Genomic DNA, 25269 nt, shown 5'->3' on the forward strand with positions numbered 1-25269 from the left:
CGCCTACAGAACCTTCGTGACCTGTGCACCACGCAGAAACTCCTGCGCAGGCAATGGCTTGGCGCCGGAGCGCTGCAGCGTGACGAGCCTCAGGGCACCTTCGCCGCAGGCAACCGTCAGGCGATCATCCAGCACCGTACCCGGCTCACCCTTGCCCTCACCCAGCGTTGAGCGCTGAAGCTTCACGCGCTCGACAGCGCCGTTGATTTCCATTTCGCACCAGGCACCTGGAAAGGGCGACAGTCCGCGAATGGTGTTGTGTACCTCTTGCGCCGACTTCGACCAGTCGATACGCGCCTCAGCCTTGTCGATCTTGGCGGCATAGGTGACGCCTTCTTCCGCCTGCGGCTGCAAGGCGAGGCTTTCACGCTCCAGCGCACCCAGCGCACGGATCATCAGGTCGGCGCCGATCATACTCAGACGATCATGCAGTTCGCCCGCAGTCATGTCAGGCGTGATCGCAACCTTTTCCGCCATGGCAACAGGACCGGTATCAAGCCCGGCATCCATTTTCATGATCATCATGCCGGTTTCCGCATCGCCCGCCATGATGGCGCGCTGGATGGGCGCGGCCCCGCGCCAGCGCGGCAAAAGCGAGGCATGACCATTATAGCAGCCGAGCCGTGGCGCATCGAGAATGGCCTTGGGCAGCAAAAGCCCATAGGCCACGACGATGGCGACATCGGCTTCAAGACTTGCAAAGACTTCCTGCTCTTCCGCACCCTTGAGGCTTTTCGGCGTGAACACCGGAATGCCAAACTGCTCGGCTTTTTCATGCACTGGCGACTTGGTCAGCTCCAGCCCGCGACGGCCAGCCGGGCGCGGCGGCTGCGTATAGACGGCAACAACCTCATAACCGTGACCGATAATGGCGGTGAGGATCGGCACGGAAAATTCCGGCGTCCCCATGAAAACGACACGCATTAAAGCACTTTCCCCGGCGCGCGCTGGCTGGCGAGCTTCTTGAACTTCTTGATGACCATATCGCGCTTCAACTTGGAAATATGATCGATGAAGAGCACACCGTTCAGATGGTCGATCTCATGCTGCAGGCAGGTGGCCATCAGCCCGTCGGCTTCCATCGAATGCGGCTTGCCGTCAGCATCGAAGTAATTGACCTTGATAGCGGCTGGCCGTTCGACCTCGGCATAATAATCCGGGATCGAAAGGCAGCCTTCCTCATAGGTGCTGGCTTCATCCGTCACACCGATGATCTCGGGATTGATGAAGACATGCGGCGCTTTCGGTTCACCTTCCTTGGCAAGATCGATGACGAGCATACGGATCGGCTCGCCCACCTGAATGGCGGCAAGACCAATGCCCGGCGCATCATACATGGTGTCGAACATGTCGCCGGCGAATTTGCGCAGCTGGTCGTCAAAGCGCTCCACAGGCTTGGAAACCTGGCGCAGGACGGGATCGGGAAGGATGACAAGCGGTTTTACTGACATGCGCTTTCACGTAATGGCTCACGCGGGAATCGTCAATTACACTTTGCAAAATGTTCCCGTTTTGATCTCATCAAGGCGACACGAATCAACTAAGCTGCCTTCATGGAAAACCAGAATCTCTTGAATGAGCCGCTTCTGCAGCTCGGCGCCACGTCGTTCACGCTCGGGAATATCCTGCTGGCGGGCATCGTCGTGCTGGTCCTGTGTCTTGCCCTTTTTCTGATGGCGGCAACACGCTCTGCCCGGCTTCGCGCAGTCGCGGAAGCGCAGGCCGAAGACCGTGCCCGCGATGCCGAATATCGCATGGCGGAAATCCTCAAAGCGCAAGCCGAGATGCAGGGCCGGATGCAGACCATGGCGGAAGTGTTCGGTTCGCGGCAGGCGGAGCTCAACCAGTCGATCCGCGAGCGACTCGACGGCATGACGCATCGCATCGGCCAGACCATGACCGAACAGACCCGTTCGACGCATGAAAACCTCGCCAAATTGCAGGAGCGTCTCGCCGTCATCGACACGGCGCAGAACAATATCCAGTCGCTCGCCGGACAGGTGGTGCAGTTGCAGGCGATCCTCGCCAACAAGCAGACGCGTGGCGCTTTCGGCCAGTCGCGCATGGAAGCGATCATCGCCGACGGTCTGCCGCAGGGCGCCTACGAGTTTCAGGCAACGCTTTCCAACAGCACCCGTCCGGATTGCCTTGTACGGATGCCGAACAATGCGCCCTCTTTGGTAATCGACGCGAAATTCCCGCTCGAAGCCTGGAATTCCATTCGCGAAACGGAACAGCCGGAGGCGCGCAAGGCAGCAGTCGCCCAGTTCCGCCGCGACATGGAAGTGCACATCAAGGATGTCTCCGACAAATATCTGATCCCCGGCGAAACGCAGGATACAGCTTTTCTGTTCGTGCCGTCGGAGTCGATCTTCGCCGATATTCACGAGCATTTCGAGGCCCTGATCCAGCGTGCGCACCGGGCACGGGTGGTCATCGTCTCACCCTCGCTGCTGATGCTGTCCATTCAGGTTATTCAGGCGATCCTGAAAGATGCCCGCATGCGCGAGCAGGCGCATGTGATTCAGGGTGAAGTGATCCGGCTGATGGAAGATGTCGGCCGCCTCGATGAGCGCGTGCGCAAGCTGCAGACCCACTTCGTGCAGGCCAACAAGGATATTGACGATATTCTCGTATCTTCCAGCAAGGTCACCAAGCGCGGCGCGAAGATCGAGGCGCTGGAATTCGGCCCCGCGCCTGCCGAGGAAGCATCCCGCCCGCAATCACGACAGGCGGAAAGCGCCCCCACCCAAATGCGCCTGCGCGTGGTGGATGAGGACTAAAAGCTGCCAAAACAAAGAAGCCCGCAACTTGCGGGCTTTGTCTTATTCAGGTTTTGACATCCGGTCCGAATGACCCAGATCGCGTTCCGGCCAGACCAGATCGCGCACGCGCTGCTTCAACACCTTGGCTTCCGGAAAACCGCCGTCGCGCTTGCGTTCCCAGATGAGTTCCTCGCTGCCGTCCGGCATATGAACGCGGATTTCAAAGACCCCGCCGGTGCCCGTACGCAACGCCACTTCGCCTAAGTCCTGCCCGAAAGTCTGCAACAGTTCCTGCGCCATCCACGCAGCGCGCAGTAGCCAGTTGCATTGGGTGCAGTAGGTGATGGAAATGCGGGGAGATACGGGCATTGATTTCAACCTTCTGAACACGCGCAATCTTAAAGTCGATTGCCGCGTCTTGTTAGACAGGTAAACTTGCATCAACATCTATCTTCCAACGACAAGCGGGGGCGAGTCATGGAAGTCACGATATATATCCTGCGTTGCGCGGACGGTTCATATTACACCGGTCTCACCAAGCAGAACATCGAAGCCCGGCTGTGGGAACACAACGAGGGCATCTACGAGGGCTATACGAAGAAGCGTCGGCCGGTCGAGCTTGTCTTCACCGAAACCTATGACCGGATCGTTGATGCCATTGCGCGCGAACGACAGATCAAAGGTTGGTCTCGTGCAAAGAAAGAAGCATTAATTGCACTAGATTATGAGGGCCTACCCGAACTGTCAAAGCGGGGATGAGATCGGATGTAAACTCGCCCCCCCTCATCCTGAGGAGGTGCCCTGAGCATGGCGAAGGGAACCGTCTCGAAGGGCTGAGGGGGAGCGCTGTCGCCTCGTCCTTCGAGACGCCTCCTTCACAAGTTCAGGAGGCTCCTCAGGATGAGGACGAGAGCGGCATTCGTCAAAGTTCAAAAAGAAAGGGCGCTAAAAGCGCCCAATCTAAAACAACATTCGGCAAACACGCCCTGTTTGTCGAAGGGAAAGAATCAATCATCACCCATCTTGAGCGCCTGAATAAAGGCCTCCTGCGGGATTTCGACCTTGCCGAACTGGCGCATGCGCTTCTTGCCTTCCTTCTGCTTTTCCAGAAGTTTGCGCTTGCGCGTCACGTCGCCGCCATAGCACTTGGCCGTCACGTCCTTGCGCAATGCCGAGATCGTCTCGCGCGCCACGATGCGGCCGCCGATTGCCGCCTGGATCGGGATCTTGAACATGTGCTGCGGGATCAGCTCTTTCAGCTTTTCGCACAGCGCACGGCCGCGCTTTTCAGCCGCCGAACGGTGGACAAGCATCGACAATGCATCGACCGGCTCTTCGTTGACAAGGATCGACATCTTGACCAGATCGCCCTCGCGGTAATCCGAAAGGTTGTAGTCAAACGAGGCATAGCCCTTCGAGATCGACTTCAGGCGGTCATAGAAATCGAACACCACTTCGTTGAGCGGCAGATCATAGGTGATCATGGCGCGTGGGCCAACATAGGTCAGATCGATCTGGATGCCGCGGCGCTCCTGGCAAAGCTTCATGATCGCACCGAGATAGTCATCCGGCGTCATAATGGTTGCCTTGATCCAAGGCTCTTCAATCGCATTGATCTTCACCACATCCGGCATATCGGCCGGGTTGTGAAGCTCTTTCTGCGTTCCGTCCTGCATGTTCAGGCGATAGACGACCGAAGGCGCGGTCGTGATAAGGTCGAGATTGAACTCGCGCTCGAGACGTTCCTGAATGATTTCCAGATGCAGAAGGCCGAGGAAACCACAACGGAAGCCGAAGCCGAGTGCGGCAGAGGTTTCCATTTCGAACGAGAACGACGCATCGTTGAGGCGCAGCTTGCCCATCGCGGCGCGCAGATCTTCAAAATCCGCTGCATCGACCGGGAACAGGCCGCAGAACACGACCGGCTGCGCGGGCTTGAAGCCAGGCAGCATCTTTTCGGTCGGGCGGCGATCTTCGGTAATCGTATCGCCGACGCGGGTGTCGGCCACTTCCTTGATCGAGGCCGTGATGAAGCCAAGCTCGCCGGGGCCGAGTTCGTCCACCTGAACCATCTTCGGCGTGAACACGCCGGTGCGTTCCACCGGATATTTCGCGCCCGTGCCCATCATGCGGATGGTCTGGCCCTTTTTCAGGACGCCATCGATGATGCGCACCAGAACGATAACGCCAAGATAGGAATCATACCAGCTATCGACCAGCATGGCCTTGAGCGGCGCATTGCGGTCGCCTTCCTTCGGCGCGGGCAACTGGGTGACGATGGCTTCGAGCACATCCTCGATGCCAATGCCGGTCTTGGCCGAAATATGCACGGCCTGCGCGGCATCGATGCCGATCACTTCCTCGATCTGCTGCTTGACGCGTTCAGGCTCGGCAGCAGGCAGGTCGATCTTGTTCAACACGACCACGATTTCATGATTGTTGTCGATGGCCTGATAGACATTGGCCAGCGTCTGCGCTTCCACGCCCTGGGAGGCGTCCACCACCAGAAGCGAACCTTCGCACGCAGCCAGCGAGCGCGAGACTTCATAGGCGAAGTCGACGTGTCCGGGCGTGTCGATCAGGTTCAGCACATAATCTTCGCCGTTCTTCGCCTTGTAGGAAAGACGGACTGTCTGCGCCTTGATGGTGATGCCGCGCTCGCGCTCGATATCCATCGAGTCGAGAACCTGATCCTTCATCTCGCGCGTGTCCAGCCCGCCGGTCAACTGAATGAGGCGGTCGGCCAGCGTCGATTTGCCGTGGTCGATATGGGCGACGATCGAAAAATTGCGAATATGGTCAAGTGGTGTGCTCATGCGCGCGATTTAACAGCAAGCCGCCAAATTTCAAAGGAGTATTCGCGCCAAAAGGCGGGAAAACCGGCAGCTTTCGCAATCGTGACAACAAGTCCCCTTTGCCTTGTGGCAAAAAGGCGATAAATCACCGCTCGAATAGCGTGCTTTCATGCAGGAGTTTAGGATGAAGACCGAACCGAACGAAGTCCACAACAGGCCGAAACTCGTCACCGTTTTCGGCGGCTCCGGCTTTGTCGGGCGCGCGGTCGTGGCGGCTCTCACCAAGCGAGGCTACCGTGTGCGCGTTGCCGTTCGCAAGCCGGAAGTTGCCTATTACATGGCTCCGCTCGGCAATGTCGGCCAGATTCAGATGGTGCAGGCCAATGTGCGCCATCGTGGCTCCGTCGAGCACATCGTCAAGGGCTCCGACCATGTCGTGAACCTCGTCGGCATTCTTGCCGAAAGCGGACGTCAGCGTTTCAACACTGTTCAGGTGCTGGGCGCGAAGAACATCGCCGAAGCCGCCAAGGCCGCAGGAATTCGCATGACGCATGTGTCCTCGTTGGCCGCCGACGTCAATTCGCCATCGGATTATGCACGCACCAAGGGCGAAGGCGAAAACGCCGTTCTTTCCGTTCTGCCGGAAAGCGTCATCCTGCGCCCCTCGATCATTTTTGGCCCGGAAGACCGCTTCTTCAACCGCTTCGCCAACATGGCGCGCTTCTCGCCGTTCCTGCCAGCTATCGGCGGCGGCGAAACGAAGCTCCAGCCGGTCTATGTCGGTGACGTGGCGGAAGCCGTCGCCCGCGCCGTTGATGGCAAGCTGATGCCGGGCGGCGTCTACGAACTCGGTGGCCCGGATGTGCAGCCGTTCAAAAACTGGATGAAGGACATGCTCAAGGTCATCGGGCGCAAGCGCATGATCGTCTCCATGCCGTGGTGGGTTGCTCGCCTCCAGGCATCGATCCTCGGCCTGCTGCCGAACCCGATGCTCACCAATGATCAGGTGACGCTGTTGAAATTCGACAATGTCGTTTCCGAAAAGGCCATCAAGGAAGGCCGCACGCTGGAAGGCATGGGCATCACGCCTGAAGGTGTTGACGCCGTGCTGCCATCCTATCTCTGGCGCTACCGCGTGGCTGGCCAATACACCAAGACCGGCTTCGCATGAGACATTCCATTCAACGGAAATGAACAAGGGGCCGAAAGGCCCCTTTTCTTTTGCCTGGCTTTTATGCGCCAAGCTTTGTCGAAATTTGACGACGTTCACCCCCATACGAGGAGTGCTGCCAACCCCACTGATCCGACGATCAGACGCCACCAACCGAACAGCTTGAAGCCGTGGCGGGACACGTAATCGAGCAGATAGCGCACAACGAAAACGCCCGAGATGAAGGCCATCACGAAGCCGACGCCAATCAGCGCGCCGTCGTTGAACGACAGGATATTGCGGCTCTTGTAGAGGTCATAAGCAAATGCGCCCGCCATGGTCGGCATGGCGAGAAAGAACGAGAACTCCGCAGCCGAGCGTTTGTCGGCACCGAGCAGCAGCGAGCCGACAATTGTGGAGCCGGAACGCGATACACCGGGTATCATGGCCAGGCACTGGATGAAGCCGATCGCAAGGCACATGGGCAGCGGATAATCCATGACGTCATGATAGCGCGGACGCAGATTGAGCTGATCCACCCAGAGCAGGATGAAACCGCCGATGATCAGCATGATGCAGACCAGCATCGGCGTTTCAAACAGCACGCTCTTGATAAAGCCGTGCGCCAGCGCACCGATAAAGGCAGCGGGCAGGAAGGCGACCAGAATGCCGAAGACAAAGCGACGCGTGCGGGCATCGCGAGGAAAATCAGTCAGGATTTTCAAAAGTTTTGCTGAATAAACAGTCAGAATGGCCAGAATGGCACCCAGCTGGATCAGCACCTCAAAGGTCTTTCCTGTGGATTCAAAGCCAAGAAAATGACCAATCAGCAGCAAATGCCCGGTGGAGGAAACCGGGATAAATTCGGTCAAGCCTTCAACAAGACCGAGAAACGCGGCTTCCAGCAGATTAAAAACATCCATGAAGTCAGCACCTTAGAATAGTGGACACGATGATGGTATCTGAACCGGCTCGCATTAGCGGTTATGGCGTCTAAAACGGGCACTTGCAGCGATTGCTTGTCTCACGCAGACATAGCCCTTATAGACTTTATATTCCGTTGAGGCGGCGTCGAATCGCTCGGTAGCAGGAATAGCCTGCTGCATGCGCAAACGCCAGCCGCCGTGCTATCTCCGGACGTTCAATTCAAGCTTCAGTCGAGAGTATCGCGTCGATCATGCTTACGCTTTTTCATCATCCCATGTCTTCGGGTTCGCGCTATGTGCGGCTCATCCTTGGCGAATATGGCGTTGAAGCGGAATTGATCGAGGAACGACCGTGGTCGCGTCGCAAAGAATTTCTGGCATTGAATCCGGCGGGCACCCTGCCTGTTCTTCTAGCTGAAAACGACCTTCCGGTCGTCGGCGCGACGGTGATTGCCGAATATCTGGACGAAACGCGCGGCGCCTTGAAACGCAGCCGCCGACTTCTGCCGGAAAGCCCGATGGAGCGCGCCGAAGTGCGCCGCCTCGTTGACTGGTTCCTGCTGAAATTTGAAAATGAAGTGACGCGCCACATCGCCCGCGAACGTGTGTTCAAGCTGCAAATGGCTGCCGAAATGGGCGGTAGTGCACCGGATTCGACCGCTATCCGTGCCGCCCGCACCAATATCCGCCAGCACATGAAATATATCGACTGGCTGGCCGCGACGCGCGACTGGCTTGGCGGCGCGCATCCAAGCTATGCCGACATGGCTGCGGCAGCATGCATTTCCGTGCTAGACTATCTGGGCGAAATCGAATGGGGCGAAACCAAAGCGGCGCGTGACTGGTATGCACGCATGAAATCGCGCCCGGCTTTCCGCCCATTGCTTTCTGACCGCGTGCGCGGGCTTGCCCCGGTGGCCCATTATGGCGACCTCGACTTCTAATTCGAAGACAGACAAGCTGAAGCGCTTCCTGATCGAAGAGGCGAAGGCGGTCGGTTTCGATGCCGTCGCCTTCACCACGCCGGATGCAATTCCGCAAGCGCCCGAACGGTTGCGCCAATATATTGCCGATGGCCACCATGCCGATATGGAATGGATGGAGGAAACCGAGGCGCGCCGTAGCGATCCAAGCGTGCTGTGGCCGGAAGTCCGTTCCATCGTGATGCTTGCGATGAATTACGGGCCGGATGCCAATCCGCTTGCCATTCTGGAAAAACGAGATTGCGCGGCCATCTCGGTCTATGCGCAGAACCGCGACTATCATGACATCATCAAGGGTAAGCTGAAGCATGTGGCGAGCCGTTTCGCCGCGCGTGCCGGGCAGGACGTCAAAGTCTTCGTCGATACAGCGCCCGTCATGGAAAAGCCGCTGGCTGAGGCCGCCGGTCTTGGCTGGCAGGGCAAGCACACCAATCTGGTGAGCCGCGAGCTCGGCTCCTGGCTGTTCCTCGGCTCCATCTTCACAACGGCGGAAATTCCGCCCGACGAGCCTGAACGCGACCATTGCGGCTCCTGCCGCGCCTGTCTCGACGCCTGCCCGACCAAGGCCTTCCCCTCGCCCTATCGCATCGACGCAAGGCGCTGCATTTCCTATCTCACGATCGAGAACAAGGGACCGATCCCGCACGAATTCCGGAAAGTCATGGGCAACCGCATCTATGGCTGCGACGACTGCCTTTCCGTCTGTCCTTGGAACAAGTTTGCGCAAGCGACCAGCGAAATGAAGCTGAAAGCCCGCGAGGACCTGAAAGCGCCGCGTCTGGCCGATCTGCTGATACTGGATGACCCCGCGTTCCGCACTTTGTTTTCCGGCTCCCCGGTGAAGCGTATCGGGCGCGACCGCTTTATTCGTAATGTGCTGATCGCTACCGGTAATTCCGGTGAAGCGGCTCTTCTGCCAGATGTCGAACGATTGCTGGAAGACGAAGCGCCTGTCGTGCGCGGCGCGGCTATATGGGCCTTGAAGCAGTTGGCCAATCCTGACCGTGTGGCTGAAATGCAGAAACGTCTGGCCTCATCGGAAGAGGATGCTACGGTGCAGGCGGAATGGAATACGGAGGCAATCTGATATGCGCATATTTCTGTTCGGAGCTGGTTATTCTGCCCAGGCCTTTGCTCAAAGGATGACCGGGGAAGCGGAACGCATCGACGGGACCACGCGGCACGAGCAGAAATTCCCGCTTCTTGAACAGGCAGGCATAAAGCCGATGCTCTTCGATGGCGAAACGCCCTCGTCCGAACTTGTGAACCGGCTTGCCCAATCGACTCATGTGGTTGTTTCAATCTCTCCCGGCGAAAGCGGCGATCCGGCAGTCGCCGTTGTAGAAGAAGCGCTTCGCCGTCCCGACAACACCATTCGCTGGATCGGCTATCTGTCGACGGTTGGCGTCTATGGCGATCATCAGGGCGAGTGGGTGGACGAAACGGCACCCTGCAAGCCAGCATCCCGTCGCAGTCTGGAACGCGTCGAAGCCGAAGAGGCATGGGGACAATTGAGCGAACGGCATGGAACGCCGCTCGCGGTCCTGCGCCTCTCAGGTATCTATGGACCGGGCCGCAACGCCTTCATTAATCTGGAACGCGGTACTGCACGGCGTATCATCAAAGACAATCAGGTTTTCAACCGCATCCATGTCGATGACATTGCCGGTAGCCTGCGTTTTCTGGCGGGAACCAACACGGGCGGCATCTTCAATATCACCGACAATGAACCAAGCCCGCCGCAGGATGTCGTCACCTTTGCAGCCGAACTGATGGGCGCGACGCCACCACCGGAAGTCCCCTTCGCAGAAGCCGACATGACGCCGATGGCGCGTTCCTTCTATGGCGAGAACAAGCGTGTCTCCAACCAGTATATCAGGGATCTCGGCTACGAATTCGTCTATCCCGACTACAAGACGGCCTTCTCGGCCATGTGGCGCGACGATAGCTGGCGCTGAAGTCGCGCCAGTGCTAAAAGCAGGCCTGCAATCGAACCGGGACAACACAGAATGAGCAGCACCGAACTCGCAACCAGATAAGCCGCAACAGCCTTTCCGACCTGTTGCGGCATCTGCCCCGGACCAATTTCCCTTAAAGCGCATCCCGAAAAGCGTGTGACGGTTTTCGGATGAGACGCGCGTTTTAAAGAAGGCAGATCGCCGCCCGAATTCTTTCTCGAGCGGATGCTTCGTCATGCCTTTTGATAACAAACAAACTCCACGCTGGAGTTATTCCCTGCCATTTGCGCTCGCGTTGATGGCTCCCTTCGACATTCTCGCCTCGCTGGCCATGGACATCTACCTGCCGGTCGTACCGTCCATGCCCGCCATCCTGCAAACGACACCCGCCATGGTGCAACTGACGCTCAGCCTCTACATGGTGATGCTGGGTGTCGGTCAACTGCTGTTCGGCCCGTTGTCGGACCGTTTCGGACGCAGGCCCATCCTGCTTGGCGGTGGATTGGTTTTCGCCCTCTCGTCTTTCGCTCTGGCGATCACCAACGATGCCACAGTTTTCGTGTTGCTTCGTTTCGTACAGGCAATGGGCGCCTCGGCGGCACTTGTCGCCACTTTCGCAACGGTCCGCGATGTCTATGCGACTCGTCCCGAAGGCGCGACAATCTACGGGCTTTTCAGCGCCATGCTTTCCTTCGTCCCTGCGCTTGGGCCGATTGCAGGCGCCCTGATTGCAAAAGGTTTCGGATGGCGGACAATCTTCGCATTGCTGGGCGTTTTCAGTCTCGTCGCAACATCGCGCGCCTGGCGCCACTGGCACGAAACACGTCCGGCCAACAATGCACCAAGCGCTGGCAGTCTGGGCCGGATCATGAAGGATTTCCGCTTCTGGACCTATACGCTCGGCTTTGCGACGGCGATGGGCACGTTTTTCGTGTTCTTTTCCACGGCACCACGCATTCTGATCGAACGCGGCGGTTTCGGGGAAACCGGCTTCAGTCTTGCCTTCGCAAGTGTTGCCGTCGTCATGATCGCCGCCACGCGCATCCTGTCACGCCATACGCAGAAATGGGGTGCCCGTAAAAGCGTGGCCCTTGGCATGGCCGTGCTCCTTGCCAGCACGCTCCTGCTTCTGGCGGGTGAGAAACTGATGCAACCATCGTTCACAAGCCTCATCGTCCCGATGTGGCTTGCCGCTGTCGGGATTGTTTTCACCGCATCGATGACGGCAAATGGCGCGCTTGCAGCCTTTGATGATAGTGCAGGTATGGCGGTCGCGGTCTACTTCTGCATTCAAAGCCTGATCGTCAGTCTCGCAGGAACCGCACTGGTCATTTTCCTGCCGGGCGACACTGCCTGGCCATTGATCACCTTCTGCACATTCATGCCGTTGCTGGTTCTGGCCATGCTTGTGAGGCTACGAAAGAGCTGAGGGAAATGGCGGTCGGCAGCGCAAACGGTCGACCGCCATTGAAGCCCTGCCAATCACACAGCATAATGCCCGCAATCCGGTTGCTTGATTCGCAACCGAAGCCCCGGCAAAACTGGAATTGCCCCATGATTGCAAACAGATTGAAGAAGATCGTTCTCGCAGCCTCGCTGGCCGCAATGATCGCGCCCGACTTCGTGCCAATGGCCATGGCGGAGGACATGCCCGCCAAACAGGCCTTCGGTGGCGAAGCGCTTCCCGTGCTGGCACAGCAGCCGCAATCCATCGGCTTTTATGCCAAGGGATGCCTCGCCGGTGCCGTGGCGCTGCCGACGGACGGACCGAACTGGCAGGTCATGCGCCTTTCGCGCAACCGACGCTGGGGCCATCCGCGCATGATCGGCCTTCTGGAAAAACTGTCCCGCGACGCGGCAAAGGACGGCTGGCCCGGTCTGCTCGTCGGTGACATCTCGCAGCCGCGTGGCGGTCCGATGCTGACCGGCCATGCCTCGCATCAGGTCGGCCTCGATGCTGACATCTGGCTGACGCCGATGCCGAAAAAGCGGTTTAGCGACGCCGAACGCGAAAGCGTTTCCGCCGTTTCGATGCTGAAGCCGGATTCGCTTTATGTGGACCCGAAGAAGTGGACCCCTGCCCGCACGGCCCTCATCAGACATGCCGCAAGCTATCCGGAAGTCGAGCGCATCTTCGTGCATCCAGGTATCAAGAAGCAACTTTGCGACACGGTGACAGGTGATCGAAGCTGGCTCGGCAAGGTTCGCCCCTATTGGGGTCACTTCTACCATTTCCATGTACGCCTGACCTGCCAGCCCGGCTCGCCCCAATGCAAGCCGCAACCGAAAGTGGCTGCTGGCGACGGTTGTGACAAGTCGCTTGCCTGGTGGTTCACCGACGAGCCATGGAAGCCTGCAAAGCCTTCAAAGGAACCGCCGAAAAAGCCGCGCCCGGTGATGGTGTCCGATCTGCCGAAGGCCTGCGCTGCCGTCCTCAACGGTCCTGCGCCGAATTCGGTCGCTGATGTTACCTATGGAGTGCAATAAAGGCTTTTAGCGCTTTTCATGTTGTCGGCACTTCGCTATAGGTTTAAAACGATTTAAAATGCCGGAGCGGTTCCTGTTTTTACGGTGTCGCTGGAACTGCTCCAGCTTATTTCACCACATTTTCCTACGCAAAATCGTTTCACACTTTTGCTGGAAATGTTCTAATGACAAGGTTATCAACTCGTAAGGTTGCTCATTCATGACGGAACGCCTGCGCATCGCATTGATTGCCCACGACCAGAAGAAGGATGACATGGTCTCCTTCGCAAAAGCGCATGAGCAGGCTTTGGCCCGTTATGACATCGTGGCGACGGGGACGACCGGCGGCCTCATTCTGGATGCCTGCCCTTCACTCAGCATTCAGCGTGTGAAAAGCGGGCCGCTGGGCGGAGACCAGCAGATCGGCGCGATGATCGCGGAAGGCACGGTGGAAGTACTCATCTTCTTCATCGACCCGCTGTCCCCGCTTCCGCACGATGTCGATGTGAAGGCGCTGACACGCCTCGGCAGCGTCTATGATATTCCAATGGCGCTCAATCGCGCGACAGCGGAAAAGCTGATCAAGGCGCTTGATTAATCCTGCACAAGACAGGCTCGCCCGCGGAAGACCACTGCGGCTGGAAGACATAACCTGGGAGAGGACATGCTGGCGGCTACAGCATGTCTCCCAAAAGTGGGAACCGGTTTTGGACAAAGACATGCATGAAAACAAAGAGATAGAGCGGGCCGAACAGAGTTTCCGGTTTCCGGTACTCGTCGGCGATATCGGCGGCACCAATGCCCGCTTTGCTATCCTGGTGGATTCCAATGCCGAGCCGAAGGAGTTTCCCGTTCTCCAGACGGCGGATTATGCCACCATCGACGAGGCGATACAGAGCGCCATTCTCGATCACACCTCGATCCAGCCACGTTCCGCCATTCTTGCTGTGGCTGGTCCGGTCGACGGTGACGAGATCGACCTCACCAATTGCGACTGGGTCGTGCGCCCAAAGAAGATGATCGCCGACCTCGGGTTCGAGGACGTGACTGTGCTGAACGATTTCGAGGCGCAGGCACTCGCCGTTGTGTCTCTCGGCAGCGATCATCTGGAACAGATCGGCGGCAAGCCGGAAGAAGTGATCGCCACCCGCGTCGTGCTTGGGCCGGGCACAGGCCTTGGCGTGGCCGGTCTTGTGCGCACGCGCCATGCATGGGTGCCGGTGCCGGGCGAAGGCGGCCATATCGATATCGGCCCGCGCACGACACGCGACTATCAGGTCTTCCCGCATATCGAACGTATCGAAGGCCGCGTCGCAGGCGAGCAGATCCTGTGCGGACGCGGCCTGCGTAATCTCTATCTCGCCATATGCGCCGCCGACAAGGTGACACCAACGCTCGAGACACCCGCCGACATCACATCAGCCGGGCTCGATGGCAGCAATGTACAGGCAGAGGAAACCCTGCATCTGTTCGTCACCTATCTCGGACGCCTTGCGGGCGATCTGGCGCTGATCTTCATGGCGCATGGTGGCGTCTATCTTTCGGGCGGCATTCCGCAGCGCATCCTTTCCGCACTCAAGGCAGGCGCTTTCCGTGAAGCCTTCGAAGACAAGGCCCCGCACAAGGCCATCATGCGCGACATTCCTGTCCGCGTGATCACGCACCAGCTTGCAGCCCTCACCGGGCTTTCGACCTTTGCGCAGGCCCCTGCCCGTTTCGAAGTCTCGACCGAAGGACGCCGCTGGTGCATTGGAGCATGATTCCGAAAAGTGGGAACCGGTTTTCGGGTAAAATCATGCTCAAACAAAAATTTAGAGCGGGATGATGGTTCAGCTTAAAAACATCCCGCTCTGACCGGCAAAGCTTGAGGATGGTCAAGCCGCACAGATAACGTTATAGAAACGCTGCACTGAAATTGCCGATGGCTTTTTCAGTGCAGCGTTTTCATATGGGCGCCATATGGGAAGTCGTATTTTTCAACGATAGCCGCCGGGCCTGCCGGAGGGCTAAGAGACAAAAAGCGCTTTTGCACGTGAGTCTATTCAAGAAGAAAAACAAGAAGATCGATACGGGCGAAGCCACCCGCGTAATCCGGCGCATGATGTCGGAAAACATCCGCGAATATAAGAAGAATTACATTATCGCCATTCTGGCATCGCTCATCGTCGGTGGATCGAATGGCGCGCTGGCCTATCTGATGAAGCCGATGATCGACAAGATCTTCTACGAGCAGAATCTCGGTCTGGTCTGGGTCATTTGCGGCACATTGCTGGTCATCTTCATCCTGCGCGGCTTTTCCGGCTACATACAGGCTGTCGAACTTGCCAAGATCGGCAACAATCTGGTCGCGCGCTATCAGAAGCGCATTTTCGACCATCTGATGAAGCTCGGTCTCGATTTCTACAACGATACGCGTTCAGGTCATCTGGCGGCGCAGATCAACCAGAATGTTTCTGGGATTCGCGACCTTCTCAACATGACGATTTCGTCGATCGCACGCGATCTCATTTCGCTTATCGGTCTCGTCGGCACGATGTTCTATATGGACCCTATACTGTCCGTTGCGATTTTCCTGATCGGCCCGCCGCTCATTCTGGCCGTTGCCTATATTTCGCGCCGCATTCGCTCCGTCACCCGCGATCTCGTGCATCTCAACTCCCATTTGCTGGGTGCGATGCAGGAATCGATTCAGGGCATTGCCATCGTCAAGGCCTTTACGATGGAAGATCAGCTGCGCGCCAAGATCGGCAAGCTCATCGACCAGTCTGAGGGCCGCAGCAACAAGATCGCCAAGGTCTCCGAACGCACGACGCCCATTTCAGAAATGCTGGCGGGTTTTGCTGTGGCGGGCGTGCTGGCCTATAGCGGCTATCGTGCAATTCTCGAGCAACAGCCCCCCGGCGCAACCTTCGCCTTCATCACTGCAATGCTGCTCGCCTACGATCCGGCTCGCCGCCTCGCCCGCCTTCAGGTCGGGCTGGAAAAAGCGCTCGTCAATGCACGCATGATCTATGAGGTGCTGGATATAGAGCCGCGCCAGCGCGATCTTCCAAGCGCCGTGGAACTGAAGGCGGGTCCCGGTGAAATCCGCTTCGAGGATATTTACTTCTCCTATAACGAGACCGCTCCGGTCCTGCATGGCGTCAGCTTTGTCGCCAAAGCGGGCGAAACCACCGCCGTGGTTGGCGCTTCGGGCGCGGGCAAGTCGACGCTCATCAATCTCGTCCAGCGCTTCTACGATCTCGACAGCGGCAAGATTCTGTTCGACGGACAGGATATTGCGCAGGTCAAGAAGCGCTCGCTGCGCCATGCCATCGCCTATGTTTCGCAACAGCCCTATCTGTTCGAAGGCACCATTGCCGACAATATCCGCTATGGCCGTCCGGATGCGACGGACGAGGAAATCATTGAGGCGGCCAAGCTCGCCCATGCGCATGAGTTTATCCTGCAGCAGCCACAGGGCTACGATACACCGGTCGGCGAAAATGGTGTAACGCTGTCCGGCGGCCAGCGACAGCGCGTTTCCATCGCCCGCGCCATCGTGCGCAATGCGCCGGTTCTCCTGCTCGACGAGGCGACTTCCGCGCTCGACAACGAATCGGAAAAACGGGTCCAGCAGGCGCTGGAAGGCATCATGCAAAACCGCACCACAATCGTGATTGCGCATCGCCTTTCCACGGTGGTCAATGCGGATCGCATCGTGGTGATGGAAGCCGGTCGCGTGGTGGAGGAAGGTCGTCACGACGATCTGATAGCCATCCAGAATGGCGTCTATGCGCGCTTCTATCAATTGCAGAGCGGCAATGGCGATATCATCACCGAAAAGACGGCAGAAGAATTGCGGACAGGAGAACCCCGATGAGCGGAGAAACGCAGAACAGCGAAATGGGTCTTGTCGTCGTCGGTGCTGGCGGGCGTATGGGACAGACCTTGATCCGTACAATCCAGACCATTGAAGGTGCGAAACTGGTCGGCGCCATCGAACGCTCCAGCTCTCCCCTTCTGGGCAGGGATGCAGGCGAAGTCACCGGCATAGGCCCACTGGGCGTGACAATCACAGACGATCCGCTGCCGGTCTTCGCCAAGGCGCAGGGCGTCCTCAATTTCACAAGCCCTGCGGCAAGCGTGGAATTTGCAGGGCTTGCCGCGCAGGCGCGTATCGTGCACGTCATCGGCACGACGGGCTGCTCGGCGGAAGATGACGAGAAAATCCGCGCCGCCGCCCGGCACGCAACCATCGTCAAATCCGGCAATATGAGCCTCGGCGTCAATCTTCTGTCCGTTCTTGTGCAGAAGGCGGCGCAAGCACTCGATCCAGCAGATTTCGACATCGAAATTCTCGAAATGCACCACAAGCACAAGGTCGATGCACCGTCCGGCACCGCGCTGCTTCTCGGAGAAGCGGCAGCCAGGGGGCGCGATATCGCGCTGGCGGAAAACAGTGTTCGCGTGCGCGATGGTTATACGGGACCCCGCGAAACCGGCTCCATCGGCTTTGCGACCTTGCGCGGCGGTTCGGTCATCGGCGATCACTCGGTGATTCTTGCCGGCCCCGGTGAACGCGTCGTTCTCTCCCATCACGCCGAGGACCGTTCGATCTTCGCGCGCGGCGCCATCAAGGCCGCACTCTGGGCCTATGGCAAAAAGCCCGGCCTCTATTCCATGCTCGACGTTCTCGGGCTGAATGACTGATTATCTTTATTAACGGAGCGTTGCATATGTCTCGTACTCTCGTCCTGGTCCGCCATGGTCAAAGCGAATGGAACCTCAAGAACCTTTTCACCGGATGGCGCGATCCGGGCCTGACCGAACAGGGCCATGCCGAAGCCAAGGCCGCTGGCCAGCGCCTGAAAGCCGCTGGTCTCAAGTTCGACATCGCCTATACGTCTGCGCTGTCGCGTGCACAGGTGACCTGCCAGCACATTCTTGATGAACTCGGCCAGTCCGATCTCCAGACGATCCGTGATCAGGCCCTGAATGAACGTGACTATGGTGACCTGTCGGGCCTCAACAAGGATGATGCCCGCATCAAATGGGGTGAAGAACAGGTCCATATCTGGCGCCGCTCCTATGACGTCCCGCCTCCTGGCGGCGAAAGCCTGAAGGACACCGGCGCGCGTGTATGGCCCTATTATCTGCACACGGTGCAGCCGCACGTGCTGCGCGGCGAGACGGTGCTGGTTGCCGCACACGGCAATTCGCTGCGCGCGCTCATCATGGCGCTCGACGGCCTGACACCGGAACAGATTCTCAAGCAGGAACTCAACACCGGTGTTCCGGTCGTTTACCGGCTTAATGCTGATTCGACAGTTGCTTCGAAGGAAATTCTCGAAGCCTGATAGCTGTCTGGCTGTGAATTTGTCGGGCGCGTCAGCGCGCCCGTCCCTCTTTTCAACGCGAAAAAAGCATTGGCTGAAAAAAAGCTGGCTGAATGTCGAAAACGCGATTGACAGAGGCAGGTCGACCCCTTAGATGGGTCCTCGTCGCCCAGATGGCGGAATTGGTAGACGCACCAGCTTCAGGTGCTGGCGCTCGCAAGGGCGTGGAGGTTCGAGTCCTCTTCTGGGCACCATTTCCAAGTCTTCAGACCACTACCAAGGTCCAGAAGCATCCCAAAAAGCCCGCGCAAGCGGGCTTTTTTGTTTCCGGATTGTCGTCCCGGCAGGATCCGGCTTTAGGCCAGTTAATCCGACCAACAGATTTGGCAGTCGATGCAGTTTTCTCCCTCCGAACGCGACGCTTTCTTTGAATTGCTGAAATGGCGGCGCGATGTTCGTCACTTCAGCAATGCGACCCTGGACGATGGAATCATCGCGGCTTTGCAAGAAGCGATGACCTACGCCCCCTCCGTCGGCAATGCCCGTCCCTGGCGGGTGATTTCAGTCGAGAGTATCCCGATACGCGCTGCCGTCCGCGATATATTCATCGAAGCCAACCGGTCAGCCGCACAAATCTATGAAGGGGCGCGCGCAAAGCATTATCGCGATTTGAAACTGGAAGGCATAGAGGTTGCTCCACTGCAGCTTGCGATTTTCACCGAAACGGCACCCATCGAAGGGCACGGCCTCGGAAGACAGTCCATGGCCGTCACCCTGGAGCACAGCACGGCAATGGCAGTCCAGAATCTCAATCTGGCGGCAAGATCGTTCGGGCTCGGTGTCGGCATGGTTTCCATTCTCGATCCAAGCGCAATGGAAACGCTTTTCCAGGTTCAGTCTAGCTGGCGTTTTAGCCTTTATCTGTGCATCGGCTGGCCACAGGCAGTTGACGACACGCCTTTACTGCATAGAAACGGCTGGCAGAAAAACAAAGCGACGATCTGGCATCGTTTCTGACCGCCGCTTGTTGCAACAAGCGGTCACTCCGCGCATTCTCGTCATACGGAAATCGGAGGCGAGATGAGCCATGCAACAACCGGATTATGATCGGGACTTTGGCGAAATCATCCGCTGGCTGAAACAGGAGGGCCTGATTCTGCAAACAGACCTCGAAGGCAATACGGAGCTTTCCACCCGCGCCGAGCGCATAGACCGCAAAAGGCGCAAGGCGGCAGAAATACCTCCTGACAGCCCGCGACTATCCTGATCCGCTCCCAGCCTGTAAGCTGGAGCATGTCTCCCGAAAGTGGGAACCGGTTTCGGGATAAAGATATGCGTGAAAATAGATAGAGCGGTTCCAGCGGCTCTGTTTTTACCAGAACCGCTCTACGCCCCGCGTGGCGGGCTTTCTGGGAGGAAAATCATGCGACGGATCATTGTTGGAACGTTCCTGAGCCTCGACGGCGTAATGCAGGCGCCGGGTGGACCGGAAGAGGATCAAACAGGCCAATTCGAATATGGCGGCTGGACAGTGCCCTATTGGGACGATGTGATTGCCGGAGCCATGGGCGAAAGCTTTTCCAAGCCGTTCGACCTGCTTTTGGGCAGGCGCACCTATGATATTTTTGCTGCCCATTGGCCGCATCAGGTAACAGACCCGAACGACCCCGGTTTTGTACCTGGTGAAGGCGAGATTGCCAGAATGTTCAACGAAGTGACGAAATATGTCGCGACGCACAGGCCGGAAAGCCTGAACTGGCAGAACAGTGAACTGCTGGGCGACGATATCATCGCCTCATTGAGAGCCATCAAGGCCACTGAAGGCCCTGACCTGTCAGTCTCGGGCAGCAGCGAACTGGTTCATCAGTTGCTTGCCAGCGATCTCGTCGACGAATTGCGGCTGTTGATCTATCCGGTCGTTCTTGGCAGGGGCAAGCGTCTGTTCGACGGGCAATCCGTGCCATCGGCATTCAAGCTGGTCAGTTCCACCACATCGCCCAGCGGCGTTATCATTGCCAATTATCAGCGTTCCGGCGATCTGAAGACCGGTTCTTTCGCGATGGACCACCCTTCGGAAGAAGAAATCGAGCGACGCAAGAACCTTTCCTGATTTCAGCCAGGCTTCCGAACCACTGGAGCAGAGTGCCCGGCTTCTCCGGCAAGGCTTTGTCAACAACCCGATGAATTGTGCCTATTGCGCTGATATCGCAATTGGCGGCACAATCCCGCGTCCTTAATTCATTTGCTTACAATTATAATAACGGGGAGCCAATATGCGCCGAAGAGGCTTGCTGGAGTTTGAAGGGAACAGAACGCTTTACGGCCTGTTTCTGTTCTGCGCGGTCTGCGCCATTGCAGGCAGTCTCATGAGCTATAGTGGCGAGGATTCCGCATGGCGCTGGCTGCATTATCTGACCAAGCCGACGGCGACCTTGCTGCTGCTCGCCGCCGTGCTTTGCGCCGGGCGACCCAAATCGAAATCCTATGGCTTTGCGGTCGCCTTTGGCCTGGCTTTCGCTGCACTTGGCGACTTATTCCTGATGCTGCCCGGCGATTATTTCATGGCGGGCCTGATCTGCTTTCTCATCACCCATTGTGCCTATATCTATGCGCTTTGCCGCAAAACACGCTTTGCAGCGCATAAGGGCGTTTTCATCCTTTTTACCATCGCAGCCCTCGCTATCATAAGGGGCCTCTGGTCATCGCTGCCAACGCCCCTGAAAATCCCTGTCATCATCTATGCCGCTGCACTTGGCATCATGGCGGCACAGGCGATGAGCCGCGCGCTCGGCACCGAACCGGAAACGCCGCAGCGCTATGCCGCCTGGCTTGCTGCGGTGGGCGGCCTCTTCTTCATGGCAAGCGATACGCTGCTCGCCTATGGACGGTTCAGCCTCGACATTCCGCTGAACGGCCTCTGGGTGCTTGCAACTTATTATGCCGCGCAATTCCTCTTTGCCCGCTCGACCGAGGATTTTGCCTATGGCGACTGAAGAACAGGCATTGCAGCGCTCATTCGAACGCCTGCGTCACGCATGGCTTGAAGATCGGCCTGCCTATGAACAGCGTTTGGACGACCTGAAGCGTCTGCGTGAAAGGCTCGACGCGAGACTGGATGAAATGGCGAAAGCCATCAGCACAGATTTCGGCAACCGGTCGCTGCACGAAACACTGCTCGGTGAGGCCAGTGTCGTCTTTGCCGAAATCGACGATGCCCTGCACAATCTCAAACGCTGGATGAAGCCGAAACGCCGCAAGGCGGGCTGGAAAATGTGGCCTGCCAAAGCCGAAATCCGCTATGTTCCGCTGGGCGTGGTGGGGATCATCGCACCGTGGAACTATCCGGTCAATCTGGCGCTGGCGCCGCTTGTCGCGGCAATCGCAGCCGGAAACCACGTTTTCCTGAAACCATCCGAACACACACCGCGCACCGCCGAATTCCTGCAGAGCCTGCTTGCCGATGTTTTTCCAGATGATCGTGTTGCCGTGGCACTTGGCGACGCATCGCTTTCCGCACAATTTGCGTCGCTGCCATTCGACCATCTCTTTTTCACCGGCTCCACCGCCGTCGGGCGCAAGATCATGGCAGCCGCTGCGCCGAACCTGACGCCGGTAACGCTGGAGCTTGGCGGCAAGTCGCCCGCCATTGTCAGCGAAAACGCCAATCTCAAACGCGCCGCCCGAGCAATCGCCACTGGCAAATTCTTCAATGCAGGGCAAACCTGCATCGCACCGGACTATGTTCTGATTCATCACAGCAAGCGCGACGAATTCGTGAACCTTCTGCGTGCCGAAATGCAGGCGCGTTACGGCGGCGCATCAGCGGAAAAAGACCGCACAACAATCATCAACGAAGCGCAGGAAGCGCGACTGTCAAAATTGTTGGCCGGTGCCGCAAACGGGAGCGAGGCCGTCATCGATCTTCCGGTGAGCTCTAATCAGCCGCGATCAATGGCCCCCGCGCTCGTGCTGGAACCTGCCGCCGACAGCGCGATCATGCAGGAGGAGATTTTCGGCCCGCTTCTGCCAATCGTCAGCTATCACCTGCTCGACGATGCGATCGATTTTGTTCTGAAACTTGATCGTCCGCTGGCCCTTTACTGTTTCAGCGACAATACGGCAGAGATTGAAATGATGCTCAGCAGCATCGTGGCTGGCGGTGTCTGCGTCAACGACACGCTCTACCATTTCGCCTGCAGTAACCTGCCATTCGGCGGCGTGGGTGCAAGTGGCATGGGCCAATATCATGGCCACGACGGTTTTCTAACCTTTTCCAAGGCCATGCCGGTCCTGACCAAATACGTCCCGGCTCCGAGCGATATCATCAAGCCGCCCTATACCGGCCTCACCGACCGGTTGATCCGTTTCATTGCGAGATGAGTCAGGGAACTGCACGGAAAGAGATTGCGTTTAGCTCCAGAGGTCGCCCAATTGTGTAGGGAATAGCTATTCAAACAGATGTACAATTTGACTATATAGAGATGGATGCCAGTTTATCTCACAGGCAGATGTCATAGTCTTTCGGAACCGAATACCTGACAGGTGACAAACGGGTGCTGAAAAAGAAAGAACCAAACCGGATATCGAAATCCATCCTGACTGCCATCCGGAACAGGCCGGGTTACAGGCCGCTCAACGCCAATATTACCGGCGGCGATATCGTCATTGCATCCTACAATGTTCACAAATGCATTGGCATCGACAAACAATTCAATCCGCAGCGAACGGCCGAGGTCATCAGTGAAATCGATGCGGATGTGATCGCGTTGCAGGAAGCCGACCGGCGTTTCGGCGAGCGTTCCGGCCTGCTCGATCTGGGTCTGCTTGAACGCCGCCATGGGCTCGTCCCAATTCCCATCACCGCAACAATGCCAAAGGGGCATGGCTGGCATGGCAACGTGCTTCTGTTCCGCGAAGGCGTGGTGCGCAATGTGCAGCAACTCAAGCTTCCTGGCGTCGAGCCGCGCGGCGCTCTGGTCGCGGACCTGCAGTTTCCGGCAGGACCTCTCCGGGTGATTGCCGCGCATCTTGGTCTCTTGAAACGCTCGCGCGAACAGCAGGCCGAAAGCATTCTCACCGCCTTACAGGAGGCCGACACACTGCCGACCCTGCTGATCGGCGACCTTAATGAATGGCGCATCGGCAAACGCTCGTCGCTTGCAGCCCTGATGCCGACATTCAACCATGTCGCCACGGCAGTCCCGAGTTTCCCGTCACGTTTCCCGGTTTTTGCGCTGGATCGCGTGTTAGGTGCCCCGCACAATCTGGTTACATCGGTTGAAGTCCACAATACGCCGCTTGCGCGTCTGGCATCCGATCATCTGCCCATCAAGGCGCATCTCGATCTCAAATCGGCAACGAACCTTCTGGAAGAATACAGCCCGGAAATATTCACGAGCCGGACGGGGTAATGCTTATAGATAGGGCGAACCCAGCCAGATTATCCGGTCCAGAAGCCGTTCCAGAAATGGCCGGTTCTTGAGGCGCGCAAGATTGACCTCGCGGCTTTCCTCTATCACCTTGCCGATACGTTCTTCCACCTGACGCGCCACATCGCGGTCGAGAATTTCCAGATCGACCTCGAAATTCAGCCGCAGCGAGCGTGGATCAATGTTGGACGATCCGACATAGGACCAAGCACCGTCGATGGTCATCAGCTTCGAATGATTGAAAGCCCCACCCGCCCGCCAGATGCGGCAGCCATCCTTCAACAACTGGTCAAACTGCGCGCGCATGGCGCGATCCACCAGCTTCAGATTGTTGACGCCCGGCACGACGATATCGACTGACACGCCGCGCCGCGCCGCTGTCACCAGCGCACTGATCAATTCGCGATCCGGCAGAAGATAAGGTGTCATGATGAGAATATGCTGCTCGGCAATCGAGAAAGCGCCCATCATCATACGCTGGTTGGTTTCCACATTCTTGTCGGGACCTGACCCGACGACACGCACCAGCGTTCCTGTCCCCGGCGGGTTTTCCGGCGGCGCTATCTTCCAGGCTTCACCCGTCAGAAGCTCGCCGGTCGCAAAGCGCCAGTCTTCGGATGCGATGTGAAAGAGATCGGCAATCGCCGGACCTTTCAACTTGAAATGCGTATCGAAGGCAACTGCGTCGCCCGCTATCGCGCGTACGAAACCCGCACGAATATTCATACCGCCGGTAAAGGCTGTTTTGCCGTCGACGATGAGGATTTTGCGGTGAGTGCGCAGATTCGCATAAGGCAGGCGCAGCCCGATGATGATATTACCGTTGAACACATCGACGGCAACACCCTTGTCCTTCAAAAGCTTCACGATGCTCGGAAAGGAATAGCGTGCACCGACCGCATCGACCAGCACACGCACTTCCACGCCACGCCTGACCGCGTCACCCAGAGCATCGGCAAATTTTTCGCCAATGGCATCCCGATCAAAGATATAGGTTTCCAGCATGATGCTGCGCTGGGCATTGCCTATCGCGTCGAGCATTGCGGCATAAGCTTCGTCGCCCGTTTCCAGCATTTCGATGCTGTTGCCACTGGTGAAGTCATACAGGCTGACAGCATCACCCAATATCTTCATCGCACCGAACTGGCGTCCGAAGGCAGCTCGCACCAGATCGTTTGTCGTATCGAAATGCGACAGGTGATAGAGCGCGATCTTGCCCATATTGGCACGCTGGTGGGTAAGCGTCGAACGGCGGATGCGGTTCACGCCCGCGATAGCATAGACCACCGCCCCCACGATAGGCGACAGCACGATCACGCCGACCCAACCAATGGCGGTGCGCACCTCCTCCTTTGTCATGGTCGCATGAATGGCAGCAATCGCTCCGAGAACGATCGACAGGACGAACAGGATATGCGGCCAGTAGTGGGAAACGAGATCGAGCATCACATGAACTTTAAACGAAAAACAACTGCAATA

At 57.7% G+C, this 25269-nt stretch carries 25 protein-coding genes and 1 tRNA gene; 20 read left to right on the top strand and 6 right to left on the bottom strand.

The genetic code is table 11. From position 1 onward, the window contains the following. Positions 1–3 precede the first annotated feature (3 nt). Together fmt and def are read right to left on the bottom strand one after the other, a co-directional pair. Positions 4–924, bottom strand: coding sequence for a methionyl-tRNA formyltransferase (gene fmt, locus MKS82_RS09675; protein ID WP_240578670.1), 921 nt, complete (start codon positions 922–924; stop codon positions 4–6). Further along, a complete protein-coding gene (gene def, locus MKS82_RS09680; protein ID WP_061345593.1) occupies positions 924–1451 on the bottom strand; it encodes a peptide deformylase in 528 nt (175 codons plus the stop codon). The genes fmt and def overlap by 1 nt, the downstream gene beginning before the upstream one ends. A gap of 102 nt (positions 1452–1553) precedes the next feature. On the opposite strand from def, the gene MKS82_RS09685 reads away from it, so the two are divergent. Next, a complete protein-coding gene (locus MKS82_RS09685; protein ID WP_109988681.1) occupies positions 1554–2783 on the top strand; it encodes a DNA recombination protein RmuC in 1230 nt (409 codons plus the stop codon). Between the two features lie 42 nt (positions 2784–2825). On the opposite strand, the gene MKS82_RS09690 is transcribed toward MKS82_RS09685, so the two are convergent. After that, the gene (locus MKS82_RS09690) at positions 2826–3134 is read right to left on the bottom strand and encodes a SelT/SelW/SelH family protein (RefSeq protein ID WP_109988680.1); all 309 of its coding nucleotides are present in this window, start codon (positions 3132–3134) and stop codon (positions 2826–2828) included. Between the two features lie 108 nt (positions 3135–3242). Here MKS82_RS09690 and MKS82_RS09695 point away from each other — a divergent pair, with 108 nt between their 5' ends. Next, positions 3243–3524 (top strand): GIY-YIG nuclease family protein, encoded by a 282-nt coding sequence (locus MKS82_RS09695; protein WP_109988679.1) that lies wholly within the window; start codon positions 3243–3245, stop codon positions 3522–3524. 248 nt (positions 3525–3772) lie between these two features. On the opposite strand, the gene lepA is transcribed toward MKS82_RS09695, so the two are convergent. Further along, positions 3773–5581 carry a translation elongation factor 4 gene (lepA, locus tag MKS82_RS09700; RefSeq protein ID WP_109988678.1) on the bottom strand — a complete coding sequence of 603 codons (1809 nt, stop codon included), beginning with the start codon at positions 5579–5581 and terminating at the stop codon, positions 3773–3775. A gap of 163 nt (positions 5582–5744) precedes the next feature. On the opposite strand from lepA, the gene MKS82_RS09705 reads away from it, so the two are divergent. Beyond that, on the top strand, positions 5745–6731 hold the full coding sequence (locus MKS82_RS09705; RefSeq protein WP_109988677.1) for a complex I NDUFA9 subunit family protein: 987 nt from the start codon (positions 5745–5747) through the stop codon (positions 6729–6731). A gap of 95 nt (positions 6732–6826) precedes the next feature. Here MKS82_RS09705 and MKS82_RS09710 read toward each other — a convergent pair whose 3' ends face one another. Further along, positions 6827–7633, bottom strand: a complete 807-nt coding sequence (locus MKS82_RS09710; RefSeq protein ID WP_109988676.1) for an undecaprenyl-diphosphate phosphatase — start codon at positions 7631–7633, stop codon at positions 6827–6829. Between the two features lie 254 nt (positions 7634–7887). On the opposite strand from MKS82_RS09710, the gene MKS82_RS09715 reads away from it, so the two are divergent. From MKS82_RS09715 to MKS82_RS09795, 17 genes are all read left to right on the top strand, one after another. Then, positions 7888–8580, top strand: coding sequence for a glutathione S-transferase family protein (locus MKS82_RS09715; protein ID WP_010659404.1), 693 nt, complete (start codon positions 7888–7890; stop codon positions 8578–8580). Further along, positions 8561–9706, top strand: coding sequence for a tRNA epoxyqueuosine(34) reductase QueG (queG, locus tag MKS82_RS09720; RefSeq protein WP_109988675.1), 1146 nt, complete (start codon positions 8561–8563; stop codon positions 9704–9706). The genes MKS82_RS09715 and queG overlap by 20 nt, the downstream gene beginning before the upstream one ends. A gap of 1 nt (position 9707) precedes the next feature. Then, entirely contained in the window at positions 9708–10577 is an 870-nt protein-coding gene (locus tag MKS82_RS09725) for an SDR family oxidoreductase (RefSeq protein WP_109988674.1), read from the top strand. 235 nt (positions 10578–10812) lie between these two features. Continuing rightward, complete coding sequence (gene cml / locus MKS82_RS09730) at positions 10813–12006, top strand: CmlA/FloR family chloramphenicol efflux MFS transporter (protein WP_109988673.1); 1194 nt, start codon at positions 10813–10815, stop codon at positions 12004–12006. 125 nt (positions 12007–12131) lie between these two features. Beyond that, on the top strand, positions 12132–13064 hold the full coding sequence (mepA, locus tag MKS82_RS09735) for a penicillin-insensitive murein endopeptidase (RefSeq protein ID WP_109988672.1): 933 nt from the start codon (positions 12132–12134) through the stop codon (positions 13062–13064). Between the two features lie 199 nt (positions 13065–13263). Beyond that, the gene (locus tag MKS82_RS09740; protein WP_109988671.1) at positions 13264–13641 is read left to right on the top strand and encodes a methylglyoxal synthase; all 378 of its coding nucleotides are present in this window, start codon (positions 13264–13266) and stop codon (positions 13639–13641) included. 121 nt (positions 13642–13762) lie between these two features. After that, positions 13763–14803 (top strand): glucokinase, encoded by a 1041-nt coding sequence (locus MKS82_RS09745; RefSeq protein ID WP_109988670.1) that lies wholly within the window; start codon positions 13763–13765, stop codon positions 14801–14803. A gap of 272 nt (positions 14804–15075) precedes the next feature. Then, the gene (locus MKS82_RS09750; protein WP_109988716.1) at positions 15076–16905 is read left to right on the top strand and encodes an ABC transporter ATP-binding protein; all 1830 of its coding nucleotides are present in this window, start codon (positions 15076–15078) and stop codon (positions 16903–16905) included. Further along, on the top strand, positions 16902–17735 hold the full coding sequence (gene dapB, locus MKS82_RS09755) for a 4-hydroxy-tetrahydrodipicolinate reductase (protein WP_109988669.1): 834 nt from the start codon (positions 16902–16904) through the stop codon (positions 17733–17735). Before MKS82_RS09750 ends, dapB begins: the two co-directional genes overlap by 4 nt. 26 nt (positions 17736–17761) lie before the next feature. After that, a complete protein-coding gene (locus tag MKS82_RS09760) occupies positions 17762–18382 on the top strand; it encodes a 2,3-bisphosphoglycerate-dependent phosphoglycerate mutase (protein ID WP_109988668.1) in 621 nt (206 codons plus the stop codon). A 146-nt stretch (positions 18383–18528) separates the two neighbouring features. After that, positions 18529–18615 (top strand) — tRNA-Leu (locus tag MKS82_RS09765). A gap of 139 nt (positions 18616–18754) precedes the next feature. Beyond that, positions 18755–19378 carry a 5,6-dimethylbenzimidazole synthase gene (gene bluB, locus MKS82_RS09770; protein ID WP_109988667.1) on the top strand — a complete coding sequence of 208 codons (624 nt, stop codon included), beginning with the start codon at positions 18755–18757 and terminating at the stop codon, positions 19376–19378. A 70-nt stretch (positions 19379–19448) separates the two neighbouring features. After that, positions 19449–19628: a hypothetical protein gene (locus tag MKS82_RS09775; RefSeq protein ID WP_109988666.1), complete on the top strand. Its 180-nt coding sequence runs from the start codon at positions 19449–19451 to the stop codon at positions 19626–19628. 156 nt (positions 19629–19784) lie between these two features. Then, complete coding sequence (locus MKS82_RS09780; RefSeq protein WP_240578671.1) at positions 19785–20471, top strand: dihydrofolate reductase family protein; 687 nt, start codon at positions 19785–19787, stop codon at positions 20469–20471. A 163-nt stretch (positions 20472–20634) separates the two neighbouring features. Further along, the gene (locus MKS82_RS09785; RefSeq protein ID WP_109988664.1) at positions 20635–21354 is read left to right on the top strand and encodes a lysoplasmalogenase; all 720 of its coding nucleotides are present in this window, start codon (positions 20635–20637) and stop codon (positions 21352–21354) included. Next, positions 21344–22741 carry a coniferyl aldehyde dehydrogenase gene (locus MKS82_RS09790; RefSeq protein WP_109988663.1) on the top strand — a complete coding sequence of 466 codons (1398 nt, stop codon included), beginning with the start codon at positions 21344–21346 and terminating at the stop codon, positions 22739–22741. Before MKS82_RS09785 ends, MKS82_RS09790 begins: the two co-directional genes overlap by 11 nt. 173 nt (positions 22742–22914) lie before the next feature. Next, positions 22915–23772, top strand: coding sequence for an endonuclease/exonuclease/phosphatase family protein (locus MKS82_RS09795; protein ID WP_109988662.1), 858 nt, complete (start codon positions 22915–22917; stop codon positions 23770–23772). 3 nt (positions 23773–23775) lie between these two features. Here MKS82_RS09795 and cls read toward each other — a convergent pair whose 3' ends face one another. Further along, on the bottom strand, positions 23776–25236 hold the full coding sequence (gene cls / locus MKS82_RS09800; protein ID WP_109988661.1) for a cardiolipin synthase: 1461 nt from the start codon (positions 25234–25236) through the stop codon (positions 23776–23778). Between the last annotated feature and the right edge of the window lie 33 nt (positions 25237–25269).

The sequence above is a fragment of the Ochrobactrum sp. A-1 genome, assembly GCF_022488005.1.
Classification (GTDB): domain Bacteria; phylum Pseudomonadota; class Alphaproteobacteria; order Rhizobiales; family Rhizobiaceae; genus Brucella.